At 71.8% G+C, this 23,686-nt stretch carries 23 protein-coding genes; 13 read left to right on the forward strand and 10 right to left on the reverse strand.

The features are described 5' to 3' along the window. Positions 1-15: 15 nt before the first annotated feature. From ACIRB4_RS07545 to ACIRB4_RS07555, 3 genes are read right to left on the reverse strand one after another with little or no spacing between them, the layout of a single operon-like run. A complete protein-coding gene (locus tag ACIRB4_RS07545; RefSeq protein ID WP_403289092.1) occupies positions 16-675 on the reverse strand; it encodes an isochorismatase family protein in 660 nt (219 codons plus the stop codon). Positions 676-694: 19 nt separating this feature from the next. After that, positions 695-1,465 (reverse strand): 2,3-dihydro-2,3-dihydroxybenzoate dehydrogenase, encoded by a 771-nt coding sequence (locus ACIRB4_RS07550; RefSeq protein ID WP_403289093.1) that lies wholly within the window; start codon positions 1,463-1,465, stop codon positions 695-697. A gap of 48 nt (positions 1,466-1,513) precedes the next feature. Next, a complete protein-coding gene (locus ACIRB4_RS07555) occupies positions 1,514-2,689 on the reverse strand; it encodes a 3-deoxy-7-phosphoheptulonate synthase (RefSeq protein WP_403289094.1) in 1,176 nt (391 codons plus the stop codon). A gap of 1,149 nt (positions 2,690-3,838) precedes the next feature. Between ACIRB4_RS07555 and ACIRB4_RS07560 the strand changes: the two genes are divergently transcribed. From ACIRB4_RS07560 to ACIRB4_RS07585, 6 genes are all read left to right on the forward strand, one after another. After that, complete coding sequence (locus ACIRB4_RS07560) at positions 3,839-4,564, forward strand: DsbA family protein (protein WP_403289095.1); 726 nt, start codon at positions 3,839-3,841, stop codon at positions 4,562-4,564. 53 nt (positions 4,565-4,617) lie between these two features. Then, complete coding sequence (locus ACIRB4_RS07565) at positions 4,618-5,715, forward strand: phenazine antibiotic biosynthesis protein (RefSeq protein ID WP_403289097.1); 1,098 nt, start codon at positions 4,618-4,620, stop codon at positions 5,713-5,715. Next, entirely contained in the window at positions 5,715-7,112 is a 1,398-nt protein-coding gene (locus ACIRB4_RS07570; protein WP_403289098.1) for an aldehyde dehydrogenase family protein, read from the forward strand. The genes ACIRB4_RS07565 and ACIRB4_RS07570 overlap by 1 nt, the downstream gene beginning before the upstream one ends. Positions 7,113-7,162: 50 nt before the next feature. Next, on the forward strand, positions 7,163-8,125 hold the full coding sequence (locus ACIRB4_RS07575; protein ID WP_403289099.1) for an oxidoreductase: 963 nt from the start codon (positions 7,163-7,165) through the stop codon (positions 8,123-8,125). Beyond that, positions 8,122-8,622, forward strand: coding sequence for a cupin domain-containing protein (locus ACIRB4_RS07580; protein WP_403289100.1), 501 nt, complete (start codon positions 8,122-8,124; stop codon positions 8,620-8,622). The genes ACIRB4_RS07575 and ACIRB4_RS07580 overlap by 4 nt, the downstream gene beginning before the upstream one ends. 66 nt (positions 8,623-8,688) lie before the next feature. After that, positions 8,689-10,362: an FAD-binding protein gene (locus tag ACIRB4_RS07585; protein WP_403289101.1), complete on the forward strand. Its 1,674-nt coding sequence runs from the start codon at positions 8,689-8,691 to the stop codon at positions 10,360-10,362. Between the two features lie 60 nt (positions 10,363-10,422). On the opposite strand, the gene ACIRB4_RS07590 is transcribed toward ACIRB4_RS07585, so the two are convergent. Continuing rightward, positions 10,423-10,737 carry an ArsR/SmtB family transcription factor gene (locus tag ACIRB4_RS07590; protein ID WP_403289102.1) on the reverse strand — a complete coding sequence of 105 codons (315 nt, stop codon included), beginning with the start codon at positions 10,735-10,737 and terminating at the stop codon, positions 10,423-10,425. A gap of 215 nt (positions 10,738-10,952) precedes the next feature. Between ACIRB4_RS07590 and ACIRB4_RS07595 the strand changes: the two genes are divergently transcribed. Beyond that, entirely contained in the window at positions 10,953-12,479 is a 1,527-nt protein-coding gene (locus tag ACIRB4_RS07595) for an FAD-dependent monooxygenase (protein ID WP_403289103.1), read from the forward strand. A gap of 246 nt (positions 12,480-12,725) precedes the next feature. Here the strand turns inward: ACIRB4_RS07595 and ACIRB4_RS07600 are convergent, their stop codons facing one another. Then, a complete protein-coding gene (locus ACIRB4_RS07600) occupies positions 12,726-13,331 on the reverse strand; it encodes a TetR/AcrR family transcriptional regulator (protein WP_403289104.1) in 606 nt (201 codons plus the stop codon). Between the two features lie 160 nt (positions 13,332-13,491). Between ACIRB4_RS07600 and ACIRB4_RS07605 the strand changes: the two genes are divergently transcribed. Further along, positions 13,492-14,628, forward strand: coding sequence for an MFS transporter (locus ACIRB4_RS07605; RefSeq protein WP_403289105.1), 1,137 nt, complete (start codon positions 13,492-13,494; stop codon positions 14,626-14,628). Positions 14,629-14,834: 206 nt separating this feature from the next. On the opposite strand, the gene ACIRB4_RS07610 is transcribed toward ACIRB4_RS07605, so the two are convergent. Continuing rightward, entirely contained in the window at positions 14,835-15,827 is a 993-nt protein-coding gene (locus ACIRB4_RS07610) for a ScbA/BarX family gamma-butyrolactone biosynthesis protein (RefSeq protein WP_403289106.1), read from the reverse strand. Between the two features lie 121 nt (positions 15,828-15,948). On the opposite strand from ACIRB4_RS07610, the gene ACIRB4_RS07615 reads away from it, so the two are divergent. The 3 genes from ACIRB4_RS07615 (at position 15,949) to ACIRB4_RS07625 (ending at position 18,514) form a co-directional block, all read left to right on the forward strand. Further along, entirely contained in the window at positions 15,949-16,578 is a 630-nt protein-coding gene (locus tag ACIRB4_RS07615; protein ID WP_403289638.1) for a ScbR family autoregulator-binding transcription factor, read from the forward strand. Then, positions 16,575-17,474 (forward strand): NAD(P)H-binding protein, encoded by a 900-nt coding sequence (locus ACIRB4_RS07620; RefSeq protein ID WP_403289107.1) that lies wholly within the window; start codon positions 16,575-16,577, stop codon positions 17,472-17,474. Before ACIRB4_RS07615 ends, ACIRB4_RS07620 begins: the two co-directional genes overlap by 4 nt. A gap of 308 nt (positions 17,475-17,782) precedes the next feature. Beyond that, on the forward strand, positions 17,783-18,514 hold the full coding sequence (locus ACIRB4_RS07625) for an SDR family NAD(P)-dependent oxidoreductase (RefSeq protein WP_403289640.1): 732 nt from the start codon (positions 17,783-17,785) through the stop codon (positions 18,512-18,514). Between the two features lie 4 nt (positions 18,515-18,518). On the opposite strand, the gene ACIRB4_RS07630 is transcribed toward ACIRB4_RS07625, so the two are convergent. Beyond that, positions 18,519-19,121: a TetR family transcriptional regulator gene (locus tag ACIRB4_RS07630; RefSeq protein WP_403289108.1), complete on the reverse strand. Its 603-nt coding sequence runs from the start codon at positions 19,119-19,121 to the stop codon at positions 18,519-18,521. Positions 19,122-19,304: 183 nt separating this feature from the next. Further along, positions 19,305-19,619, reverse strand: coding sequence for a MazG-like family protein (locus ACIRB4_RS07635; RefSeq protein WP_403289109.1), 315 nt, complete (start codon positions 19,617-19,619; stop codon positions 19,305-19,307). Positions 19,620-19,765: 146 nt separating this feature from the next. Here ACIRB4_RS07635 and ACIRB4_RS07640 point away from each other — a divergent pair, with 146 nt between their 5' ends. Beyond that, positions 19,766-20,089: a nuclear transport factor 2 family protein gene (locus ACIRB4_RS07640; protein ID WP_403289111.1), complete on the forward strand. Its 324-nt coding sequence runs from the start codon at positions 19,766-19,768 to the stop codon at positions 20,087-20,089. A gap of 48 nt (positions 20,090-20,137) precedes the next feature. Here the strand turns inward: ACIRB4_RS07640 and ACIRB4_RS07645 are convergent, their stop codons facing one another. After that, the gene (locus tag ACIRB4_RS07645; RefSeq protein ID WP_403289113.1) at positions 20,138-20,881 is read right to left on the reverse strand and encodes an SDR family oxidoreductase; all 744 of its coding nucleotides are present in this window, start codon (positions 20,879-20,881) and stop codon (positions 20,138-20,140) included. A 135-nt stretch (positions 20,882-21,016) separates the two neighbouring features. Between ACIRB4_RS07645 and ACIRB4_RS07650 the strand changes: the two genes are divergently transcribed. Then, positions 21,017-22,648 (forward strand): alkaline phosphatase D family protein, encoded by a 1,632-nt coding sequence (locus ACIRB4_RS07650; RefSeq protein ID WP_403289114.1) that lies wholly within the window; start codon positions 21,017-21,019, stop codon positions 22,646-22,648. Here ACIRB4_RS07650 and ACIRB4_RS07655 read toward each other — a convergent pair. After that, positions 22,635-23,663, reverse strand: coding sequence for a Gfo/Idh/MocA family protein (locus tag ACIRB4_RS07655; protein WP_403289116.1), 1,029 nt, complete (start codon positions 23,661-23,663; stop codon positions 22,635-22,637). The genes ACIRB4_RS07650 and ACIRB4_RS07655 overlap by 14 nt on opposite strands. Positions 23,664-23,686: the final 23 nt, after the last annotated feature.

Genomic DNA, 23,686 nt, shown 5'->3' on the forward strand with positions numbered 1-23,686 from the left:
CGGGGAGGGGCGCGCTCAGTGCGCTGCCGCGGTCGCCGCGTCGAGCTCGGTCAGTGCCGCTTCGGCCGTCACGACCTTCGCGGCACGCTCGGCGGCATAGGTGAGGGCCAGCCGGTGGTAGTCGGCGGAGAAGTCGGCCACCGCGTCGGCCACCAGGAAGGGCTGGATGTCGTTGGTGTAAGCCTCCACCGCGGTCATCAGTACGCCCACGTGCGCGTACACGCCGCAGATGATCAGCTGGTCGCGGCCCTCCGCGCGCATCCGGGCCAGCAGGTCGGTCTTGAAGAAGGCGCTGTACCGCCACTTGGTGAACGTCCAGTCGCCGTCTTCCGGCTCCAGCGGGGCGACCACCTTGCGGTGCTCGGGCGTGGCCCGCATGCCCGGACCCCAGAAGTCCTTGAGGAGCCCGCGCTGTTCCGGCGTCATGCTGCCGGGCTGCGCGGTGTAGGCGACGGGAATGCCCAGGGCCCTGGCCTGGTCGCGCAGCCGCGCCGTGTTGTCCACCAGGGACCGGCCGAGGTCGGTGGTGCGCGGGAACGGCCTGAGGAAGTACTCCTGCATGTCGTGCAGGAGCAGCACCGCGCGCCGGGGGGACAGCTGCCAGTCGACCGTGTTCTCGGGGAGTTGCTCCGCGGTGGGCAGGGGGTAGGACTCCACCGGGGGGATGCCGGGCATGGGGTGTTTCCTTTCGTTCTCAGACACCGAGGGTGGCTCCGCCGTCCACGGTCAGCTCGTGCATCGTGATGTGCCCGGCGTCCTCCGACAGCAGGAAGGCGACGGTCCGGGCGACGTCCTCGGGACGGGCGACCTTGCCCAGCGGAATGCCGACCCGGTACTGCTCCGGGCTGCCGGCGATCGACGCCTTGGCGGCGGTGTCGGCGGTGTGCATGCCGCGCAGCATCGGGGTGTCGGTGGAGCCGGGGGCCACCACGTTGCAGCGGATGCCGGTGTGCGCCACTTCGAGGCCCAGGCACTTGGTGAACGCGGTCGCGGCGGCCTTGGAGGCCGCGTAGGCCGCCATCTCCGCGCGTGCGGTGCCCGCGGCGTTCGACGCGACGGTGACGATCCCGCCGGTGCCACGGGGGATCATGCGGTTGACCACGGCCCGCGACACATGGAACACGCCGGTGGCGTTCACCGCGAACGTGGCGTTCCAGTCCTGGTCGGTCAGGGCGCGTGCCTGGCCGAGACGCAGCACACCGGCGGCGTTCACCAGGTGCCGCACCGGGCCGAGCCGGGTCTCGACGTCGTCGACGAGCCGCTCAACGGCGGAACTCGATGTGACGTCGGCGGCGAAGCCGGTCACATCGAGGCCGTCCGCGCGGAGCTCGGCGGCCGTGGCGGCGATCCGTTCGGCGTCCAGGTCGACGGCGGCCACCCGTGCTCCGCGCTCGGCCAGCAGCCGGGCGACCGCCTCTCCGATACCGCCGGCCGCCCCGGTGACCAGGGCGAGTGTTCCTTGCACGTCTCCAACCTCCTTGTGTCAGCGGCGAGTCGAGTGACGCCGTACGGGTCAGCCCCGCCAGGCCGAGGTCACCTCGACGGCCTGCTGCGGGTTCAGCCGCGGGTCGCAGAAGCTCAGGTACTTGTCGCCGATGCGGTCCAGCTCGACCGCGTCCGAGACGCACTCGGTGACCGCTTCGGGAGTCGTCTCCAGGTGCAGGCCGGCCGCGACGCCGCCGCCCGCGCACACCGCCTCCTGGAACGCCTGGATCTCGCACACCACGGTCTCGACCAGGCGGGTCTTGAGCCCGTCCGGGCCGGACACGGTGTTGCCGTGCATCGGGTCCGACAGCCACAGCACCGGGTGGCCGGCCGCGGCGACGGCCTTCACCAGGGCGGGCAGCTTGCGCGGGGCGTTCTCCGCACCCATCCGGGAGATCAGGGTGAGCCGGCCGGGGCTGCGCTCGGGGTCCAGACGCTCGCACAGCGCGAGCAGCTCCTCGGGCGTCATGCTCGGTCCGACCTTGACGGCGACCGGGTTGGACACGGCGGCGAGCAGGGCGATGTGGGCGCCGTCCGGCTGCCGGGTGCGCTCGCCCACCCACGGCCAGTGGGTGGAGGCCAGCAGCAGCGAGCCGTCGGGTTCGCGGCGCAGCATGGGCAGTTCGTAGTCGAGCAGCAGTGCCTCGTGGCTGGTCCACACCGGCACGCCGAACTCCGAACGGCGGCCCGCGGAGCCGCGCCAGCCCAGGTAGTGCATGGTGTCGCTGGCGGCCCGGTAGCCGGAGAGCAGATGGTCGGGGTCGGGGCGGCGCAGCTCGGGGTCGGGCTCGGGCCGGTTGACCAGGTGGCCCCGGTAGACGGGCAGTTCGACGCCGTTCACGGTCTCGGTGGGGCGCGAGCGGGGCTTGCCGAACTGTCCGGCGAGGCGGCCCACGCGCAGCACCGGCTTTCCGGACGCGAGCTTCATCGTCCCGGAGAGCACGTCGAGCAGCGCCGTCTTGCGGGCGACGTCCTCGGGGGTCGCCTCGGCCGGGTCCTCGGCGCAGTCGCCGGCCTGGACGATCTGCAGGTGGCCGGCCGCGGCCTCGCCAAGCAGGGACCTGAGGCGGTGCACCGCCTCGATGTCCACGAGGGCGGGCATGCGCCGCAGGTGGGCGCGGGCGGTGTCCAGACGGGGGTGGTGCGCCCAGTCGGGTTGTTGGAGAGCGGGCAGGGAGCGAAGGTAGGACTCAATGTCGGTCATCGAATTCCCTCGGCGGGGGCATGCCGGAGCAACTCCGGCTGATGGCGGGCATGGCCGTGTGTGAAGCGGGCACGGTCGTACGTGCGCGCCGGCAGGGTCTCTGCCCGGTGGGGCCGCGGCTGCGGGTGTACCGGCGTGCGTCCTCCAGCGGGTTCGCATCCGGGCTTGGCCGGGCGGACTCCACTGTGGAAGCGGGCGTCCGGAGCGGCAACGCACCGGCGGGTAGTCCGTCGTGATGGCGCTCAGTCCGTCGCGAAGGTGCCTAATCCGTCAACTTGGCGCGACACGGGGGCGCTGCCGGGGACAGCTGACGAAGTCGCGCGGCCGCGATTGCCGCTTCTTTGCCGGTTCCGGAAGGCTCCGCTGCCGTCATGACGCCGGGATGTCGGTCACCGGCCACCGGCCTGCGACGACGCAGAAGGAATGCCCGTGACGACGGGCGTCGCCGTCATCGATGACCGCTGCACCGGCCACGTCCGCCCCGCTCGCCCGGGCCGGCGGCCGACGCCGCCAGGAAGGCCGGCGCCGAGGTACGGCGGCGCGGGGTGGCCGAGCCGGCCGACAGGGCCGCCATCGCATCCGACCCGGCGGGGGCCGCGCACGACGCGCGGACGGAGGACGTCCACGGGGGCGCGATCATCGTCCCGTCCCGGCTACCCGGGCTCGGTCCGGTTCCACGTCGGGTACGGCGGTCCGTACGGCACCGGCCATGTCTCGTACGACAACGGCGCCGGCGACGAGGCCACCCTCGCCGCGACGGAGCATCGGACGCGCCGCACGATCGACCCGCGGCACGGTCGAAGTCCCGGCGGCGCTCAAACGGGGCTACGCGGCGACGCTCAAACGCGGTCATGCGGCGCGCTCAGAACGGGGCCACGCGGTGACGCTCAGACGCGGTCATGCGGCGGCGCTCGCACGGGCCACGCGGCGGCCTGACGCGCGAGCCACCGGGTGCGTCATGATCCGCCGCGTACCGGCCGGGTGTCGACCGGCGGCGGCCGACTCCGTCACCTTGCCCGAGCGCTTCTGACGAAGTCTGCGGCGTGTGACAGAGTCCGCGGCCGAGCCGTGCGGCGGCGACCACCCCTGTGACCAGAATGCTGGCCGTCCGCCCGCCCGTTGCGCCGATCAGCAGGAGTGTTCCCGCCCATGACCATCCAGGCCGACACCGCCGCGCTCCACGCGACCGACGAGGCCGTCGTGACCGTCTGGTCGGACATCGGCTGCCCGTGGGCGACGCTGGCGCTGGCCACGCTGCACACCGCCGCTGCCGAACGCGGCCAGGAGCTCCTGGTCGACCACAGGGCCTTCCCCCTGGAACTGTTCAACTCCGAACCCACACCCAAGCCCATCATCGACGCCGAGACGGTGGCGATCGGCGCGCTGGTGCCCACGCTCGGCTGGCGCCTGTGGCCCGGCCCGGACTCGCGCTATCCGGTGACGACGCTGCCGGCGCTGGAAGCCGTCCAGGCCGCGAAGGCACCGGCCGTCGGCGGGCTGCCCGCGAGCGATCAGCTGGACACCGCCCTGCGCCACGCCTTCTACGGGCAGGGCCGCTGCATCAGTCTCACCTCCGAGATCCTCGCCGTGGCCGCCGCGTGCCCGCTCGTGGACGAGGCGGCGCTGGCCGACGCCCTGGCACAGGGCACGGCCCGCGCGGCGATCCACCGTGACTTCGCCGTGGCACGCGGCTCCCGCGTGCAGGGCAGCCCGCACCTCTTCACCGCGTCCGGCACCGACGTGCACAACCCCGGTGCCGACTTCGTGTGGACGGGCGACCCGTACGACGGCGGATTCCCCCACTTCCGTTCCTACACGCGCGACTGGGCCGACGAACTCCTCGACCGCATCGCCAAGGCACCACAGGCCGACTGAACCCGGGGCCCCGACACGCCCTCCGCCGGACCTGGCCGAAAGGAAGCTCTCCGATGTCCGCTGCAGACCCCCTTCTCGAACTGCCCTACGGCACCACGCCCGACCCCGACGAATTCCTCCGCGCCGCGATCCGCTGGCACTTCTCCAAGGAGACCGGCGCGCCGTTCTGGCTCGACCGCCTCGGCCGGCTGGACTTCGACCCCGTCGAGGACATCCGCACCTTCGACGACCTGAAGCTCTTCCCGAACTTCGCCAACGACCTGCGGGACGTGCGTGCCGAGGACCTGATCCCGCGGGGGTACGGCGGCCGCCCCGAGATCGTCGGCGTCTTCGACAGCGGCGGCACCACCGGCGCGCCCAAGCGCGTCGTCATGCTCCAGGAGTGGCTGGACATGCTGCTGGCCCACAGCAACGCCCAGCTGGACGCGCACGGCGTGCCGCGCGACGTGAACTGGCTGCTGGCCATCCCGTCCGGGCCGCACATGGTCGGCGCCTCCTTCCAGCAGCTGGTGGCGCAGCGCGGCGGCCTGTCCTTCGCCGTCGACGTCGACCCGCGCTGGGTGAAGAAGATCATCGCGCGGGGCGACCAGGCCGAGTCCGACCAGTACACCGAGCACCTCATCGACCAGCTCCAGCATCCGCTGCGCTCCCAGGACATCGGCGTGCTCATGCTGACGCCGCCCGTCCTGGAGCGTCTGTGCCGCCGCGACGAACTCGTCGACCTCGTCCGCGAGAAGGTCAAGGCCATCATGTGGGTGGGCACCCAGCTCGACCCCGACACGCGGAACCTGTACCGCACCGAGCTGTTCCCCGACACCGTGCTGTGCAGCGGCTTCGGCAACACCATGACGCTCGGCCACGTCACCGAGCGCCCGGGCCTGGGCGACGACGACCCCTGCGTCTACGACCCGTTCTCGCCGTACATGACCTACAACGTGGTCGACCTGGAGAAGCGCCGGCCGGTCGAGTACGGCGAGCGCGGCCGCGTGGTGATGCACTACGTCGGCAAGAGCCTGTTCCTGCCCAACAACGTGGAGCGGGACGTCGCCACCCGTATCCGGCCCCTGCCGGGCCAGGTCGGCGACTCGGTGGCGGACATCGCCCCCGTGCGCGAGTTCGACGACCAGAAGGTGATCGAGGGGGTCTACTGATGCCCACGACCGAGCCGTACGCACTGGACGCGCTGGGCCCCGGGGGGCCGTACCGCGCACGCAACCGCGAGACCGTCACCGACACCGCCGGGACGGCGGTCGCCGAACTCAGCCTCGTACCCCGGCTGTTCGTCAGCCGGGCCCTGGCCGCCCTGCACAAGGCGACGCCGCTGCCGCGCGAGCGGCGCCTGGCGGCCCTCGCCCGTGCGGCCCGCATCTTCCGCGAGGAGGAGGTGCACGGGCTGACGTACGACGCGTACGAGCGCACCGTCGCCCGGGTCTCCGGGATCCCGCTGCCCGCCGTACGCTCCGCCGCCGACGAGATCGCCGACTCGGCGCGCCGCGCCCTGGCCGGGGCCTACGGCGCGCTGCCCGGCGGCGCCGTGCTCGACTGGCAGGACGCCCGCACCCGCACCGGCAGCGCGGTGTGGACCCGGCGCGGCGAGGTGCTCGCCGTGAACGCGGCGGGCAACCACCCGGCGCCGCACGCGCTGTGGCTGGAGGCCCTCGCGCTGGGTTTCCGCGTCGCGATCCGGCCCTCGCGCCGGGAACCGTTCACCCCGCACCGGCTGGTCGCCGCCCTGCGCACCGCCGGGTTCGGCGACGACCACGTGGTGCTGCTGCCCACCGACCACGCGGTGGCCGGCGAGCTGCTCACCGGAGCCGATCTGGCGCTGGTGTACGGCGGCGACGACGTCGTCCGCAAGTACGCAGACGACCCCGACGTGCTGGTACAGGGGCCCGGCCGGGCGAAGATCCTGGTCACGGCCGAGTCGGACTGGCGCGCGCACCTGGACACGATGGTGGACTCCATCGCGCACCACGGCGGCATGAAGTGCGTCAACGCGACCGCGGTCTTCGTCGAGGGCGATCCGGCGCCGGTGGCCCGTGCGCTGGCCGAGCGTCTCGGCGCGCTGCCCAGTCTGCCGGCCGAGGACGAGAAGGCGGGGCTGCCGGTGCAGCCGCTCGACCGGGCGCGGGCCCTGGAGCGGCATCTCCTGGAGCGCGCCAAGGGAACCACCGCACACCTCGGCGGCGACGGCGTCGTGGACGAACTCGCCGGCGGCGGCGCGGTGCTGCGCCCCGCGGTGTTCGAGGCGCCCGACCTGAAGGGCGGCTGGCACACCGCCGAACTGCCCTTCCCCTGCGTATGGGTGGTGCCCTGGAACCGCGCCGACGGCGCCGCCGTCCTGGGCGACTCACTCGTCGTCGGTGTGCTGACCGACGACGAGATCACGCCGTCGGACGGCGAGCTGATCGACGAGCTGGTCGCCGACCGGACGATCGCCAACGTGTACGTCGGTGACCACCCCACCCACTGGATGGACCGGGGCGTGCCGCACGACGGCTATCTCGGCGAGTTCCTGATGCGCAGCAAGACCGTCATCCGCGGCTGACCGGTCCCCCCGGACACAGCCGACATCCTCACCTCTTCAAGGAGCAGATCATGTCCACCAGTCACGCCATCGCAGGTACCGAGCCCGCAGCGGCGGCGGGGGAGTTCGCACTGGGCGGTGAACTCGTCATCCGCCGGATGGGGTTCGGCGCCATGCAGCTTCCCGGGCCCGGCGTCTGGGGCCCGCCGAAGGACCGGGCGCGCGCGGTGGCGGTGGTCCGGCGCGCGGTGGAGCTGGGCGTCAACCACATCGACACCAGCGACTACTACGGCCCGTACGTCGCCAACGAGGTCATCCGTGAGGCCCTCCACCCGTACGGCGACGACCTGGTCATCGTGACGAAGGTGGGCGCCTTCCGCACCCCGGACCAGGCCTGGCCGTCGGCGCTGAAGCCGGAACAGCTGCGCCGGGCCGTGTACGACAACCTCCGTGGGCTGGGCCGCGACCATCTCGACGTGGTGAACCTGCGGATCGTGGAGGAGGCCGGCGGTCTCGGCCCCGACGACTCGATCGCCGAACCCTTCGGCGCGCTCGCCGAACTGCGCGAGCAGGGCCTCATCCGGCACCTCGGGGTCAGCAACGTCACCGCCCGGCAGCTCGCCGAGGCCCGGGAGATCGCCCCCGTCGTCTGCGTGCAGAACGAGTACAACGTCGTGCGCCGCCTCCACGAGGACCTCGTGCAGACCTGCGCCGAGGCGGGCATCGCCTTCATGCCGTTCTTCCCGCTGGGCACGTTCACCCTCCAGCACGAGAAGGACACGGCGACGGACACGAAGGTGCCGCAGCACGTGCCGCTGGACGCCCAGGTCATCCACGCCGTGGCGCAGCGGCTCGAGGCCACCCCCTATCAGGTGGCGCTCGCCTGGCTGCTGCAGCACTCGCCGAACATCTGCTGCATCCCCGGCACCTCCAGCCCGGACCACCTGGAGGAGAACATCGCGGCGGCCGGCCTGCGCCTTTCGGAGACCGACGTCAAGGAGCTGGACGCGCTGTACGGAGGCGAGGGCCGGTGAGCCTGGGTTTCTTCGCGGGCCAGAACAAGAACGAGGTCGTCATCGTCCCGCCGGGCGAAGGGCCGAGCCGGTGGGCGTTCGGCGACCGGTACACCGTGAAGTCCGGTGAACACAACACCGGGAAGACGCTCACCCTCATCGAGGCGCTCGTCCCGGAGGGCGGCGGTCCGCCGCTGCACGTCCACCACTGGGAGGAGGAGGCCTTCTACGTCCTGGAGGGCACCGTCGAGTTCCGGGACAAGAACGGCAAGCACGAGGCCCCGGCGGGAACCTTCATCTACGTCCCGCGAGGCACGAAGCACGCCTTCAAGAACGTCACCGCGGAGCCCGCGAAGATGCTCTTCATGACCCTTCCCGGAGGGAAGGACAGGTTCTTCCTGAACGTCGGCGTCCCCGCGGACGGGGACACGCCGCCGCCCTCGGAGGAACAGCGCCTCAAGGATGTGGCCTACGGCTATGAGGTAGGCCCCGAATTCGGCGACGAGTACCTGGAGTAGCCCGCGGCGCGAAGTGCTGTACAGGCGCGCGCACGGTCTGTCCCACCCTTGATCTCGGGAGTTCTCATGTCACGCAACGGAAAACAGCCCAGCCGCCGTTCCGTCCTCGCCGCCGCGGGCGGGGCGGCCGGCGTCTCCGCACTCGGCTTCGCCCCGCCGGCCCTGGCCTCCGCCGGCGGTACGACGACGGAGGCGCCCCCCTTCGCCGCCACCGCGATCCAGCCCGGCGACCCCCGCTACGCGGACCTCACGGTCGGCCTGAACCAGCGCTGGACGTCGTCGCCGGACCGCGTCCACCTGGTGTCCACCACGGAGCAGGTCGTCGCCGTCGTCGCGCAGGCCGCGGCGGCGAGGAGACGAGTGACGGTCCGCAGCGGCGGCCACTGCTACGAGGAGTTCGTCTACAACTCCGACGTCGATGTGATCGTCGACATGTCGGAGATGAACCGCGTGTACTTCGACGCGGAGAAGAACGCGTTCGCGGTCGAGCCGGGCGCCAATCTCGGTGACGTCTACGACCGTCTGTACCGCGGCTGGGGCGTGACCGTTCCCGGCGGTATGTGCTACTCGGTGGGTGCGGGCGGCCATGTCGCCGGAGGCGGCTGGGGGCTGCTGTGCCGCCGCGACGGCCTGATCGTGGACCATCTGTACGCGGTCGAGGTCGTGACGGTGGACAGCTTCGGGAAGGCAAGGGCGGTGGTCGCCACCCGCGACGACACCGGTCACCTCCACGACCTGTGGTGGGCACACACCGGTGGCGGCGGCGGGACCTTCGGAATCGTCACCCGCTACTGGTTCCGCTCCCCGAACGCCACGGGGACCGATCCCTCCGCTCTCCTGCCGAAGCCGCCGGCCGAGGTCCTCGTCAGCGCCCTCGCCTGGCCGTGGGCGAAGATGACGCAGGCGGACTTCACCACGCTGGTGCGCAACTTCGGCACCTGGCACGAGATGCACGCCGAACCGGGCGACACGCCGGGCCTGGTCTCCCTGCTCAACCTGAACCACATATCCGGCGGGGAGATCGGGCTGCTCACGCACATCACCGGAGACACCCCGAACGCCGACACCGTGCTCAGGGACTTCCTCGCCCACGTCACCCGGGGCATGTCCATCTCCCCCGTGCGGCCCTCGGAGAACTCGAGCGACCACGGCCCGCTGGCCAACTTCTTCGTGCCGCGGCGCTGGAGCTGGCTCAAGGCCACGCACTACCTCGGCACCAGCAACCAGGTGATGACCAACCCCACGCTGCGCGGCGACCAGAAGTCCGCCTATCACCGGCGCGGCTTCACCACGGCCCAGATCGCCACCCTCTACAAGCACCTGCGGGCCGGGCAGCTGGACAACCCGATGGCGCAGGTGGTGGTGAGTTCCTACGGCGCGCAGGTGAACGCGCTGGCGTCCGGGGACACCGCGCAGGCGCACCGTGACTCCACGTTCAAGGTGCTGTACCAGACCAACTGGACGGAGGCCGAGGACGACGCGGTCAACCTGGCCTGGCTGCGCGCCCTGTACCGGGAGACGTACGCCGACAAGGGCGGCGTACCGGTTCCGGACCAGCAGACCTCGGGCTGCTTCGTGAACTACTGCGACATCGACCTCAGCGACGCGCGGTACAACACCTCTTCGGTGCCCTGGCACGACCTCTACTGGGACGGCAACTACGCCCGCCTCCAGCAGGCCAAGGCGTACTGGGATCCGACCGACTTCTTCCGGCACGGCCAGTCGGTCCGCCTGCCCTGACACATCCACACCGCAGATGCCCCGGGTTCAGCCGAGCCCGGGGCATCCGCGGTGTCCGGCTCACCGCGGCGCCGGGATCCGGGCGGCCCGCAGCACGGCCGGCAGCAGCCCGGGAAAACGCTGTTCGAGGTCGTCGGCGCGCAGCGTCAGGGTGTACTCGCGTCCCACCGCCTCCTGCCAGATGAGGCCACCCTCGCGCAGGACCCGCCAGTGGTGGGTGAGCGTGGACTTGGGGACGCCGTCGAGCAGGCTTCCGCACGGGGTCGGGCCGGACTCGGCGAGCGCGCGCACGACCTTGAGGCGCATCGGGTTGCTCAAGGCGGTGAACACGTCTTCGAGTCGGATCTCATCGGTCTTCGGGTGACGGAGTGCCATGACAGCCATATTACGAAGATACGCGGACCGTAGGGCTTTGGTCGTGCGATTCGCCTTGCGGAGCGCTTGCATACGATGGTACGAGTAGATGCGTACCAATCCACCGCCGTCCGGGTGCGGTAAAACCCCCAGCCGTACCCGGCGATCAGAGGTGGGTGCGGGCGTGGCTTCCGCGCCCGTACCCACCCGCTCGGCACGAAGGTGAGGAAAGCACAGTGAAGCAACCGTCAGCCGCCCCCGCGGACGAGCCGGTCACCTGTGACGTGGTCATCGTGGGCGGTGGTCCCGTCGGGATGCTGCTCGCCCACGAGCTGGCGCTGCAGGGCGTCCAGCCGCTGGTGGTGGAGAAACTCCCGGTGCCCACCGGACTATCGAAGGCCGGGACGCTGCACGCCCGGACGGTGGAGAGCCTGCACCGCCGCGGGTTACGCGAGGCGGTCCAGCCGCGTCCGGCGGGCGGCGGACGGACCAGCGTCCCCTTCCACTTCGCGGGGATGTTCGACCTCGACCTCGCCGACGTGAGCGCGGAGGGCCCGGTCATCGTCGGCAGTCCGCAGGCCTACGCCGAGCACGTCTTCGCCGAGCGGGCCGTCGGCCTGGGCGCGAGGATCCTGCGCGGCCAGGAGTGCACCGGCGTCCATGAGGAGGGCGACCGCGTCCGCGTGGAGCTCCAGGGCGCGGACGGGACCCGGAACCACGTCACCGCACGGTGGGTGGTCGGCTGCGACGGAGTGCGCAGCGTCGTCCGTCAGTCCGCCGGCATCCCCTTCACCGGCACGCCCGCCACCGTGTCGGCGCTGATGGGGGAGGTGCGCCTGCTCGACCCCTGGACCGCTCCCGCGGGCTGGCAGCGCACACCGCGGGGCTGGACCCTGGTGTGGCTGAACCCCGGCGGACACAGCCGGGTGTGCACGTACGACTTCCGTGGTCCCGCGCCGGACCGGCAGGCGCCGGTGACCTTCGAGGAGTTGCGGGAGGAGATGGAGCGCATCGCGGGCCGCCCCGTGCCGATGGCGGAGCCCCGCGACCTCACCCGGTTCAGCGACGCCGCCCTCCAGGCCGAGCAGTACCGCAGCGGCCGCGTGCTGCTGGCCGGCGACGCCGCCCATGCCCACTTCCCCATGGGCGGACAGGGGCTGAACACGGGCCTGCAGGACGCCCTCAACCTGGGCTGGAAGCTCGCCGCCGAGGTCAAGGGATGGGCGCCGGCCGGTCTGCTCGACACCTACCACACGGAGCGGCATCCCGTGGCGGCGCGCGTCCTGTACAACGTACGGGCCCAGGTGGCGCTCATGCACCCGGGGGTGCTCACGGACTCGCTGCGGGAGCTGTTCCGCGAGGCGATGCACCTGCCGCAGGTGAACACGTTCCTCACCGGAATGCTCAGCGGCACCGACATCCGCTACGACGTCCGGGTGCCAGGCGACCCCCTGGCCGGCACCTTCGCCCCGGACACCCGGCTGAAGACCGCCCAGGGCATGACGAGCCTCGCCGCCCTGCTGCACGACGGACGTCCGCTGCTGATCCACACGGCCCAGGCGGCCGACCAGGCCGAACTGGCCGCCCCCTGGTCCGGCCGGCTCTCCATCGTCGAAGTCGTACCGGAGTCCGCCTCCGCGATGCCGGCCCCGGCGCTCCTGATCCGCCCCGACGGCTATGTGCTCTGGAGCGGGCGGTCGCGAGGGGCGGGATCACCGGGCCTGGCCGAGGTGGCCACCGCGTGGCTGGGCGCGCCGGCCTAGGGAGTGTCCGGAAAGTATCGCCGTCCGCCCGGAGGGCGGGTCTGCGGCGTCCGGTGCGTGCGATCGCAAGGCGGCCGAAAGCCCTCGTAGCGGAGCTACTTGGGCTTGTGGCCAACGCAGCGACCGCGCGTGCAGGACGCCGCAGACCAGGCGAGACTTTCCGGACACGACCTAGGGTCTTGCGTTCGGATCACGCCGGACCCCGCGCGCCCGGCATGATCCGAACGAGAGGCCGGTGCGGTGCCGTCAGGCGGTTTCCGCTGGCGGCGGCCCCAGGGTGCGGATCGCGAGATCGATCGCGGCGGTCAGACGCTCGATGTCATGGCCGGCGCGCTCCCGCACCCGCAGGCCGAGCACCGTGGTGAACAGCAGCTCCACGGCGGCGTCGAGGTCGAGGTCGGCGGAGAGCTCGCCGCGGTCACGGCCCACGGCGAGCGCGGAGCGCAGGGCCTGCCGGGTGACCTCGAAGGCGGCCTCGGTCCGCTGACGGGCCTTCTCGTCGGTGGTGCCGAGCTCGGTGGCGGTGTTGACCACGAAGCACCCGCGGCCGGACTTGCCGCCGGCCGGGCAGCTGACCAGCCACAGCATCCATTCTCTCAGTACCTCCCGCACGGGGCGGTCCGACGTGTCCAGCCGCTGCCGGGCCTGGGCCGACTCGGTGGCCCGGTAATGGTCGAGCGCACGCAGGAACAGCGTGTGCTTGTCCGTGAACGTCCGGTACAGGCTGCTGGGCGTGAGCTTCAGCTCGTCGCCCAGGTCGCGCACCGAGGTGGCGTGGTAACCGCGCCGCCAGAACAGCTCGGTCGCCGACGTGACCGCGTTCTTCTCGTCGAATTGCCGGGGGCGTGCCATGTGTTCACCTTACCCAACTTGTGGAGCGAGCGCTCCCATACTAATGTCGGGCAGTATGGGAGCGAGCGCTCCCGAATCATTGAAGGAGACTCCGTTGACGACCGCAGAACAGACCCCCACCCAGGTACAGGAACCAGAGGCCCCGGAGAGAAGTCGCTGGATGGCGGTCTCCGCGGTGGCTCTGGGTACCTTCCTGCTGGTGACCGCCGAGCAACTGCCGATCGGTCTGCTGACCTCCGTGGGTTCCGCGCTGTCGATCTCCGAGGGCACGGCGGGGCTGATGGTGACGGTGCCCAGCATCGTGGCCGCGTTCGCGGCACCGCTGGTCCCGATGCTCGTCGGGCAGATGGACCGGCGCATCCTGCTCATCGGACTGATGGCTCTGATGACCGTCTCCAACCTGGCCTCCGCCCTGGCGCCCGACTTCGCCGTCCTGGTGGGCTCCCGGGTGCTGGTCGGTATCGCGATCGGCGGCTTCTGGGCCGTCGCCAGCGGCCTGGCCGTCCGGCTCGTCGCCCCCGCGGACGTGCCGCGAGCCACCGCCGTCATCTTCGGCGGCGTCGGAGCCGCGAACGTGTTCGGTGTCCCGCTCGGCACCCTGGTCGGTGACCTCACCGGCTGGCGCATCGCCTTCTCCTCGCTGAGCGTTCTGGCGCTCATCACGCTCATCGCCCTGCTGGCGGTGCTGCCGGGGCTGGCCGCCTCGCAGGCCATCCGGCCGAAGCTGCTGATGGAGCAGTTCCGCAACCCGGGCGTGCGCATCGGCATCATCGCGACGGTGCTCATCGTGTTCGGCCACTTCGCCGCCTACACGTTCGTGAGCCCGGCCCTGCAGAAGCTGTCGGGGATCGACGAGCGCTACGTCGGTCCGCTGCTGTTCGGGTTCGGTGTGGCCGGCATGATCGGAAACTTCGCCGCCGGCTCGGCGCTCTCCCGCCGTATGCACCGGAGCGTGCTGGCCATCTCCGTGGCCCTCGCGGTCGCGATGCCGCTCTTCCTGCTGCTGGGCCAGACCGCGGTCGGCGGTATCATCCTGCTGATCGTCTGGGGCCTGGCGTACGGCGGTGTGTCCGTGGGCCTCCAGACGTGGATGATCAAGGCCGCCCCGCGGGCGGTGGAAGCGGCTTCCTCGCTGTGGGTGGCGGTGTTCAACCTCTCCATCGGCCTCGGCGCACTGGTCGGCGGCGTCATCGTCGACATGCTGAGCCTCCACGGCGTGCTGTGGCTCGGCGGTGCCTGTGCCCTGCTCGCCGCCCTGGCGATCTGGACCGCCCGCAACAACGAAGCCCTTCGCTGACCGAGCCCTTCCGAGGGCTCACCGGGAACGCGTAGCCACACGGCGCCGACTGGCGCGCCGCCGCCCGCACGGGCGGCGGCCCGCCGGCCGGCGCCGTGTCGTGTCGGGCTACAGGTGTGGCTGAGGGGCCTCCCTCGGCACCCGGCTGGTCGCCGGGTGCCCCCGTCGGAGCCGCCGCCGACTCAACTCGCCCTCATACGCGCACTTCAGGCGAGCGTGAGGCCGGTGACCTGAGTCGTGAAGACCGTCTCCCCGTCCTGGATTCCGCTGACGACCTGGCGGCGGAGCTCCGCACCGTCGCTCTCGCTCCCGCTATCGGTCTCGGCCTCGTCCGCGACGATCGTGCACGGCAGGTCGAACTCGACGTAGCGGTAGAACGTGGTGTCGAGCGCGATCGGGACCACGCGCGTCGGTGCCGCGTCGGCCTGGACGGCCTGGCTCGCCGCCTCCAGCAGGACCATGCCGGGTATGTGGTCGTGGGGGTGGTCGAAGAGGACGGAGTGGGTGGTGTCGGCCCGCAGCATCCACCGTCGCCGCGCGCCGTCCACGCCCCGCGAGGTGTCCGGGGCCAGCGTCACGTCGCGTGCGTGGGTACGGCCCACCAGCGCGGGATCGAGCGCGGGACCCGGCGGCAGAGCGCGGGCGAAGGCCTCCTTGGCGTCGGCGTGGGAGCCGCGCAGCCGGTCGTACAGCGACGGCGGATAGGCGGTGTACCGCACCCGGGCGGTCCCCAGGTGCCCGCCGCCCCGGGTGGCCCGCACCTGGGCGATCAGCCGGACCAGGCCCGACCTGCGGCGGTCGACGGTCTCGTGGGTGACGGTCAACTCCACGGCGGCCTGGCCCGGTCCGCCGCCCAAGGCGTCCGGCGCGACCGCGCAGGACAGCGTCTCCCAGCCCATCCGGTGGCCCAGGGGTATGTCGAGCCCCGCGTGGCTGGCCATGGCCAGGGCCTGGCGGACGCTCTCGGTGAACAGCATGAGGCCGTAACCGTGCGGCGCGGGCGCGTAGAAATCGTGGTGACGTGGCCAGTGAACCGTCACCAAGTCTGTCAGGTCGCCCAGTCGACGCCACCCGGTGACGAGCACCTCGGCGGGGTCGACCTTGCCCACGTACCGCGCCACGTCAGGTACGGAGGCGGGCTCGGGGGCGGGGGAGCGGGGATCGAGATCGACGATTCTGTGCAGGGTGCGCGAAGCCATCCGATTCCTCCGTAAGGATGTTGACGTGGCGTCAGAACGGCTCGAGGGCCGTCGGCGCCATGACCATAAGAGAGATTATTCTTTTTCTCGAGCGAAGAAGGAGCCGTCCATGGCCGACCTGATGGGCAAGCGGGAGATCAAGCAGGAGCGCGCCGCTCGCACGAGGGCGGTCATCGCCCGTGCCGCCGCAGAGGTGTTCGCGGAGTTCGGGTTCTCCGGCGCGAGCGTCACGAAGATCACGCAGCGGGCCGGGATGACGCTCGGTGCGATGTACTTCCACTTCGAGAGCAAGGAAGCCCTCGCTCGTGAGATCGTGCGGGACCAGCCCGTCCGGGTGGCACCGCCCCATCAGTCGCAGGGGCTCCAGCATGCGATCGACATCACGTTGACCTGGGCGCACCGACTCCTCGATGATCCCTTCCTGTTGGCTGGTGCCCGTCTTGTCATGGAGCAGGACTCCTTCGTCGGCCCCGCGGAGAACTCGCACCAGCAGTGGACCGTGGTGATGGCCGAGGACCTCGCCGTCGGGAAACGCGAGCGCGAGGTGCGCGCGAACGTCGATGTCCTCCCGGTGGCGCGGCTGGTCGTCAACGCCTGTACGGGCGCGCAGATGCACGCGCATCTGGAGAGCGGCCGTGAGGACCTGCCCGAGCGAGTGAGAGAGATGTGGAACGTGCTGTTGCCCACCATCGCCACACCGAGCGCGATGAAGCGTCTCGTACTCGACGTCTCGCGAGGGAGGTCCGAGTGACCCCCGCCCCCGCCACGTCCTCCGGCGCGGCGCATCCGAAGATCGTCGTCACCGGCGCCACCGGAGCCGTCGGGCGCCAGGTGGCACGACTCCTCGCGGCCCGGGCGTCCGGGCCCGCGGCCCCGACCCTGTTCGTGCGGGACCCGGACAAGGCCGCCGCGCTCGGACTCGCCGGAACGGTCGTCCAGGGCGACTACCAGGACCGCGACCGGCTGCGCGAGACGCTCGAAGGGGCCGACGCGGTCTTCGTCGTGACGGCGAACCCGCTGCGCCCCGAGGACGACGAGAACATCCTGGCCGCCGCCCGCGCCGGCGGGGTACGGCACGCCGTGAAACTCTCCTGGCTCGGCGTCGCGGACCCGGGCGCCGACGATCTGGTCGCCCGCTGGAACCTGCGGAGCGAGCAGGCGCTGCGCGAGAGCGGCCTGTCCTGGACCGTGTTGCGCATCCGTACGCCGATGTCGAACGCCCTCGCCTGGGCGCCCTCGATCGGTGAGCACGGCGTGGTGCGGTCCCTCGGCGGCGACGCTCGCACCGCCTGCGTGGACCCCCGGGACGTCGCCGAGGTGGCGGTGCGGGCGCTGACCGAACCCGAGCACGCCTCCCAGGTCTACGCGCTGACGGGCCCTCAGGCGCTTTCGCCACGCGAGCAGACCGACATCCTCGCCGAAGTCCTCGGCCGACGGCTGGTGTTCGAGGAGATCACGGAGGAGGAGGCGAGGGCGGGATGGAGCCGGCGTTACGGCGACCGGATCGCCCAGGCCTTGCTGGAGGGCGCCCGGCGGCGGGCCGGAGGAGCGGCCGGCCGCGGCGACGGGACACTGGAGCGACTGATCGTACGGCCCCCGGCGACCTTCGCCGCATGGGCCGCGGACCACGCCGGACTCTTCGGCTGACCCACGACCTAGGTCGTGTCCGGAGAGTCTCGCCTGGTCTGCGACGCCCTGCACGCACTCCCCCGTAGCCCTTCGGGCACGGGAGGCGCCCCCACGCTGCGTTGGCCACAAGCCCAAGTAGCTCCGCTACGAGGGCTTCCGGCCGCCTTGCGATCGCACGCACCGGACGCCGCAGACCCCGCCCTCCGGGCGGACGGCGAGACTTTCCGGACACTCCCTAGGGGGGTACCGGCGTTCCGCGCCGGTACCGAGCGGGGTGGTCCGAAGTGACAGGGAGGGGATGCGCAGTGCTGAAGGACAGGACCGTCATGATCACGGGGGCGTCGAGCGGGATCGGCGCCGCCACCGCCCGGTACGTCGCCGCGCAGGGCGCGGCGGTGGTGCTGATGGCACGCCGCGAGGACGCGCTGAAGGCGCTGGCCGGTGAGATAACCGCCGCGGGCGGGCGGGCCCTGGCCCGCCCGGGGGACGTGACATCGGTGCGGGACGTACGGGACGTGGTCGCCGCCGCCGTCGACACCTTCGGCTCCCTGGACGCCGCGTTCAACAACGCGGGCTGGGGGACGGCGGGCGCCAGGCTGCACGAGTTGCCCGAGGAGGTCTACGACCAGATCATGGACGTCAACGTACGGGGCACGTGGAACTGCCTGCGTCAGCAGATCCCGGTGATGTTGGCCGGGAAGGGCGGCGCCATCGTCAACACCTCCAGCATCGCGGGGCAGTTCGCCACCGGTGCCGCGGCCCCCTATGTCGCGGCCAAGCACGCCGTGATCGGTATGACGAAGGCGGCCGCGGCCGAGTACGGCGAGCAGGGCATCCGGGTCAACGCGCTCGTGGTGGGCACGACGCGTACGGAGTTGATGGAGGGGGTCATCGAGCGGTACCCCGAGGTGGAGAAGCAGGCGGTCGCCCGCACCATCCAGCGGCGCATGGCCGAGCCGCTGGAGATCGCCCGCGCCGCCGCCTGGCTGCTGAGCGACGACTCGTCCTTCGTCACGGGCGCGGCGGTTCCGGTGGACGGCGGCTGCAGCGCGGTCTGACGGTTCAGGTGGCCCCCGACAGCACCACGTCCCAGACCTCGCCGAGTTTGCGCAGATGGCTCGGGCAGCCCCCTGCGGGCTGTGCCGACGCCTCCAGGCCCGAGACCAGATAACGCGTCAGGAGCGCCACGATCGCGGGGTCCACGCCGGCCCGCAACTCCTTCTTCCTGCCCGCCCGCTCCAGCAGTTCGTCGACACAGGGCAGCCAGGAGTCGTTCCAGTCGACCTGCCCCAGCGTCCGCTCCCGGCTGAGGCGGCCGGCCGCCCGGACGGTCGCCTCCTCGTGGAGCAGGCGCGCCAGGGCGTGCGTGACACCGATGACCCGCTGGAGCACAGGGGTGGTGTCGTGGTCGCCGTCGGTGGCGTCGGCCTGGGCCGCCGCCACGTGTTCCACCGCCGCCCGCGTGAGTGCGGACCCATGGGCGTGCACGGCCCCGGCCAGGTCGATCTTGGTGGGGAAGTGGAAGGTGAGCGCGCCCATGGTGACCCCCGCGGCGCTGCTGATCCGCTGGAGCGACGTGCCGCCGTACCCGTGCTGCGCGAACTCCGTGGCAGCCGCCTGGAGCAGACGCTGCCGCGTCCGCTCGGCACGCTCCTGACTGACCATTGACTCCTGGCCTCCGCACGTTCGATGGGCGCGGAACCCGCTGACCCCGCATAAGAAAGATAGCGCTCGCGATCATTTATGGAGTGCCGATGGCCGCCGGTGCAACCCCGGCATGCCGGTCGCGGCGCGAATTCGGCGTGAATCGGCTGCCCCGCCGCACCCCGCCCCGACCGGTCTCGCCACTCACCGCTCCAGCGACCGCTCCGCCACCCGCCGTACATGCCCCGCGAAGACCTCCGCCGGCTCCGGTGTCAGCGTCCGCAGCGCCACCATCGCCGTGATGATCACGTCGCAAAGTTCGGCCTCGACGTCCTGCCAGGTGTGCGTGGTGCCCTTGCGGGGGTTCTGGCCCGTCGCCCCGATGACGGCCTGGGCCACCTCGCCGACCTCCTCGGAGAGCTTCAGGATGCGCAACAGGACGTCCTGCTGCGGCGGAAGGTCGCGGTGCGCGGCGATCCACGCGTACAGGCGGTCGACGGTGTCCCAGGTGTCGGTCATGAGACTCAGCGTGCCAGGCGGGCGCGCCCGCCTGGGGCCCGATGCGGACGCTCCGCTCGCCCAGGTGGCCGAGTCCGTCCACTGACGCGCGCCACACTCCGGCCGGGCTCCACGGGGATCGGCGTCGTCCGGTGTACGGGTAGCCCATGACCATCCCCGTGGACAAGCTCAGCGACCCCGCCGTGCGCGCCTTCGTGGGCGCGCTGAACGCCAACGACCGCGACGCCTTCATGGCCACCCTGGCCCCCGGCGCCACCATGTCCGACGACGGCTCGGACCGCGACCTCGACGAGTGGACCGAGAAGGAGATCTTCGCCTCGCGCGGCCATATGGAGATCGAGTCCGTGAAGGAGGACGGGCACGTCCTCGTCGCCCGTTTCCGCAACGACACGTGGGGCGAGATGCGTACCCGCTGGCGCTTCGTCGTCGAGGGCGGGAAGGTCGTCCGCTTCGAGACGGGCCAGGCATAACCGGCGCGTGGCGGCGGGGCCCGCGGAACACGGCCCCCGCCCGACCCCCTAGCCCCGCCCGATGTACGGCATCGCCGTCGCCATGACCGTCGCGAACTGCACGTTCGCCTCCAGCGGCAGACTCGCCATGTGCACCACCGTCGCCGCCACGTCCGCCGCGTCCATCACCGGCTCGACCGCCAGCTCGCCGTTGGCCTGGAGGATCCCTGTCCGCATGCGCGCCGTCATCTCCGTCGCCGCGTTGCCGATGTCGATCTGCCCGCAGGCGATCCGGTACGGCCGCCCGTCGAGCGAAAGGGACTTCGTCATCCCGGTCATGGCGTGCTTCGTCGCCGTGTACGCGATCGAGTGCGGGCGCGGCACATGGGCGGAGATGGAGCCGTTGTTGATGATCCGGCCGCCCTGCGGGTCCTGCTCCTTCATCGCCCGGAAGGCGGCCTGGGCGCAGAGGAAAGCACCCGTCAGATTCACGTCCACGACCGAGCGCCAGGTCTCGTACTGCAGGTCCTCGACCGGGACCCCGCCGCCCGCGAACGTCCCCGCGTTGTTGAAGAGGAGGTCGACCCGGCCGAACCGGTCCCGTACCGCGTCGAACAGCGCCGCCACCTCGTCGGGTGACGTCACGTCGGTGGGGACGCACAGGACGTCCGCGGACGGGACGGACGCGGCCGTCTCCTCCAGGGCCGACGCCCGCCGGCCCGCGAGCGCCACCGACCAGCCCGCCTCCGCGAGAGCCAGCGCCACGCTCCGACCGATGCCCGAACCTGCTCCCGTCACTACAGCGATGCTCATGGGCGGGCAGCGTACGGCAGATCGGTGCACAGGGAACTCATCTGTCCGACACGCGGATGTTCTGTACCCGACAACCTGGGGCCTCGCCGCCCCGCTGCAATGCCGGGGGGACCACATCCGTCTGGGGAGGGGTACATGACCACCGCACCGCAGCACGCACCCGAACTCCGCGCCGCGGCCCGACACTTCGGCCGCCGCCGATTCCTCACCGGCACGGCGGCCGCCGCCGCCCTCGCCTTCGCCGTCAACCTGCCCGCCACCGGCACGGCGGCCGCCGCCGAACTCCGCGGCCGCCGGATCACCGAGAACCCGTTCACCCTGGGGGTGGCATCCGGCGACCCCCTGCCCGGCTCCGTCCTCCTCTGGACCCGGCTCGCGCCCAAGCCCTTCGAGCCCGGCGGCGGACTGCCCGCCGAGAGGGTCCTCGTCCAGTGGGAGCTCGCCCACGACGCGGCGTTCACCCAGATCGTCCGACGCGGCATCGCCACCGCCCACCCCGAGTACAACCACAGCCTGCGCGTCGAGATCGGCCTCCTCGGCCACGACCGGGTGTACTTCTACCGCTTCCGCACCGGCGCCTGGATCAGCCCCGTCGGCCGCACCCGCACCGCACCCGCCGCCGGCACCCTGACGTCCGAACTCAAGATCGCCGCCGTCTCCTGCCAGGCGTACCACGACGGCTACTACACCGCCTACCGCCACCTCGCGGAGGAGGACGTCGACGTCGTCTTCCACCTCGGCGACTACCTCTACGAGTACGCCGTCAACGCCACCGGCGGCGCCCGCAACTACACCGACCGCGTGCTGCCCGCCGTCTTCAACCGGGAGACCGTCACCCTGGAGGACTACCGGCTGCGCTACGCCCTCTACAAGTCGGACCCCGACCTGATGGCCGCGCACGCCGCGCACCCCTTCGTCGTCACCTGGGACGACCACGAGACCGAGAACAACTACGCCGACGACATCCCCGAGAACGGCGTGCCGCCCGAGGAGTTCCTGCTCCGCCGCGCGTCCGCCTACCGCGCCTACTGGGAGAACCAGCCGCTGCGCACGGCGCAGCAGCCCCAGGGCCCCGACATGCAGCTCTACCGCCGCCTCACCTTCGGCCGGCTCGCCCAGTTCGACATCCTCGACACCCGCCAGTACCGCTCCGACCAGGCGTACGGCGACGGCTGGCGGCCGCCAGGTCCCGAGTCCCAGGACCCGAGCCGCACCCTCACCGGTGCGACCCAGGAGCGCTGGCTGCTCGACGGCTGGCAAGCCTCGGACGCCGTATGGAACGTCGTCCCCCAGCAGGTCGTCTTCTCCGAGCGCCGCAGCAACCCGACCGCCGGCTACACCGTCTCCATGGACACCTGGGACGGCTACCCGGCCTCCCGGCAGCGCGTCCTCGACGGCGCGGCCGCCGCCGGCGTCGAGAACCTGATGGTGCTCACCGGCGACGTGCACGTCTGCTACGGCCTCGACATCAAGGCCGACTTCCGCGACCCGGCGTCCCGGACCGTCGGCACCGAGATCGTCACCACCTCCATCAGCAGCGGCAGGGACGGCACCGACCGGCCGCCCAACTACGACGACCTCACCACCGCCAACCCGCACATGCGGTTCTACAACGGGCGGCGCGGTTATGTGACGGTCGCGCTCGGCCAGCAGAGCGCCCGCGCCGACTTCCGTACGGTCTCGGCGGTGACGACCCCGGGCGCCCCGGTCACCACCGCCGGGTCCTTCGTGACCGAGGCGGGCAACCCGGGCCTCACGCCCGCGTAGCCGCCAGTTCGGCGCGGTGTTCGCCGGGGTAGCGGACGCCGACGCGGTCCCGTACCGCGTCGAGCGTCCGCATCACCGCCAGCGAACCGTCGAGCGGCACCAGCGGCGACTCCGTCTCGCCCGCCCGGAGACACCGCATGACCTCCGCCGCCTCGTACCGGAAGGAGTACCGTTCGGCGGGCCCGTGGCCCTCGATCACGTACTCCTCCGGGTCCCGGCCGTCCCTGTGCAGCGTGAAGCGCTCCGGGTGGAAGAAGCCGCGCGGGAGGTCGATCCGCCCGCGCGTGCCCGTCACCGAGGCCGTCACCGGAGTGTCCGCGACGATCGAGCAGGACAGCAGCGCGGACGCCCCCGAGTCCGACCAGCCGAGCAGCACAGCCGTGTTCAGGTCCACGCCCTCCGGCGAGAGCAGGGCGTGCGCCTGCACGGAGTCGGGCTCGCCGAGCAGCAGGTGCGCGAACGAGACGGGATAGACCCCGAGGTCGAGGAGCGCCCCGCCGCCCACCGCCGGGTCGCGCAGCCGGTGGTCCGGTGCGAACGGGCCCGCCAGCCCGAAGTCCGCCTGGACGGTGCGGATCTCACCGATCGCCCCGTCCGCGACCAGCTCCCGCATCCGCCGGATCAGCGGATTGCAGTACATCCACATGGCCTCCATGAGGAAGAGGCCACGGTCCCGGGAGAGCCGGACCAGCTCCTCCGCCTCGCCCGCGTGGAGCGTGAAGGCCTTCTCGCACAGGACCGCCTTTCCCGCCTCCAGGGCGATCCCGGCCGCAGCCCGGTGCGCGTGGTGCGGCGTCGCCACGTACACCACGTCCACGTCCGGGTCGGCGGCCAGCCCGGCCCACGAGCCGTACGCCCGCGCTATCCCGAAGCGGTCGGCGAAGGCCCGCGCCGACGCCTCCGTCCGGGACGCCACGGCGACGACCTCCGCGTCCTCCATCGCCAGGAGATCGGTGGTGAACCGCTCCGCGATCCCACCCGTCGCCAGCACGCCCCACCGCACGGTTCCGCTCATGCCCCACCCCAAAAGGTCTCGAC

It is taken from the genome of Streptomyces sp. NPDC093600, assembly GCF_044764755.1.
Classification (GTDB): domain Bacteria; phylum Actinomycetota; class Actinomycetes; order Streptomycetales; family Streptomycetaceae; genus Streptomyces.

Excerpts from the sequence above, each read along its gene's own strand:
- ACIRB4_RS07575 (WP_403289099.1), top strand. The coding sequence starts at position 7,163 with ATGTCCACCAGTCACGCCATCGCAGGTACCGAGCCCGCAGCGGCGGCG.
- ACIRB4_RS07545 (WP_403289092.1), bottom strand. The coding sequence starts at position 675 with ATGCCCGGCATCCCCCCGGTGGAGTCCTACCCCCTGCCCACCGCGGAG.
- ACIRB4_RS07585 (WP_403289101.1), top strand. The coding sequence starts at position 8,689 with ATGTCACGCAACGGAAAACAGCCCAGCCGCCGTTCCGTCCTCGCCGCC.
- ACIRB4_RS07630 (WP_403289108.1), bottom strand. The coding sequence starts at position 19,121 with ATGGTCAGTCAGGAGCGTGCCGAGCGGACGCGGCAGCGTCTGCTCCAG.
- ACIRB4_RS07625 (WP_403289640.1), top strand. The coding sequence starts at position 17,783 with ATGATCACGGGGGCGTCGAGCGGGATCGGCGCCGCCACCGCCCGGTAC.
- ACIRB4_RS07645 (WP_403289113.1), bottom strand. The coding sequence starts at position 20,881 with ATGAGCATCGCTGTAGTGACGGGAGCAGGTTCGGGCATCGGTCGGAGC.
- ACIRB4_RS07610 (WP_403289106.1), bottom strand. The coding sequence starts at position 15,827 with ATGGCTTCGCGCACCCTGCACAGAATCGTCGATCTCGATCCCCGCTCC.
- ACIRB4_RS07650 (WP_403289114.1), top strand. The coding sequence starts at position 21,017 with ATGACCACCGCACCGCAGCACGCACCCGAACTCCGCGCCGCGGCCCGA.
- ACIRB4_RS07560 (WP_403289095.1), top strand. The coding sequence starts at position 3,839 with ATGACCATCCAGGCCGACACCGCCGCGCTCCACGCGACCGACGAGGCC.
- ACIRB4_RS07615 (WP_403289638.1), top strand. The coding sequence starts at position 15,949 with ATGGGCAAGCGGGAGATCAAGCAGGAGCGCGCCGCTCGCACGAGGGCG.
- ACIRB4_RS07640 (WP_403289111.1), top strand. The coding sequence starts at position 19,766 with ATGACCATCCCCGTGGACAAGCTCAGCGACCCCGCCGTGCGCGCCTTC.
- ACIRB4_RS07605 (WP_403289105.1), top strand. The coding sequence starts at position 13,492 with ATGGCGGTCTCCGCGGTGGCTCTGGGTACCTTCCTGCTGGTGACCGCC.
- ACIRB4_RS07565 (WP_403289097.1), top strand. The coding sequence starts at position 4,618 with ATGTCCGCTGCAGACCCCCTTCTCGAACTGCCCTACGGCACCACGCCC.
- ACIRB4_RS07555 (WP_403289094.1), bottom strand. The coding sequence starts at position 2,689 with ATGACCGACATTGAGTCCTACCTTCGCTCCCTGCCCGCTCTCCAACAA.
- ACIRB4_RS07600 (WP_403289104.1), bottom strand. The coding sequence starts at position 13,331 with ATGGCACGCCCCCGGCAATTCGACGAGAAGAACGCGGTCACGTCGGCG.
- ACIRB4_RS07570 (WP_403289098.1), top strand. The coding sequence starts at position 5,715 with ATGCCCACGACCGAGCCGTACGCACTGGACGCGCTGGGCCCCGGGGGG.
- ACIRB4_RS07590 (WP_403289102.1), bottom strand. The coding sequence starts at position 10,737 with ATGGCACTCCGTCACCCGAAGACCGATGAGATCCGACTCGAAGACGTG.
- ACIRB4_RS07635 (WP_403289109.1), bottom strand. The coding sequence starts at position 19,619 with ATGACCGACACCTGGGACACCGTCGACCGCCTGTACGCGTGGATCGCC.
- ACIRB4_RS07655 (WP_403289116.1), bottom strand. The coding sequence starts at position 23,663 with ATGAGCGGAACCGTGCGGTGGGGCGTGCTGGCGACGGGTGGGATCGCG.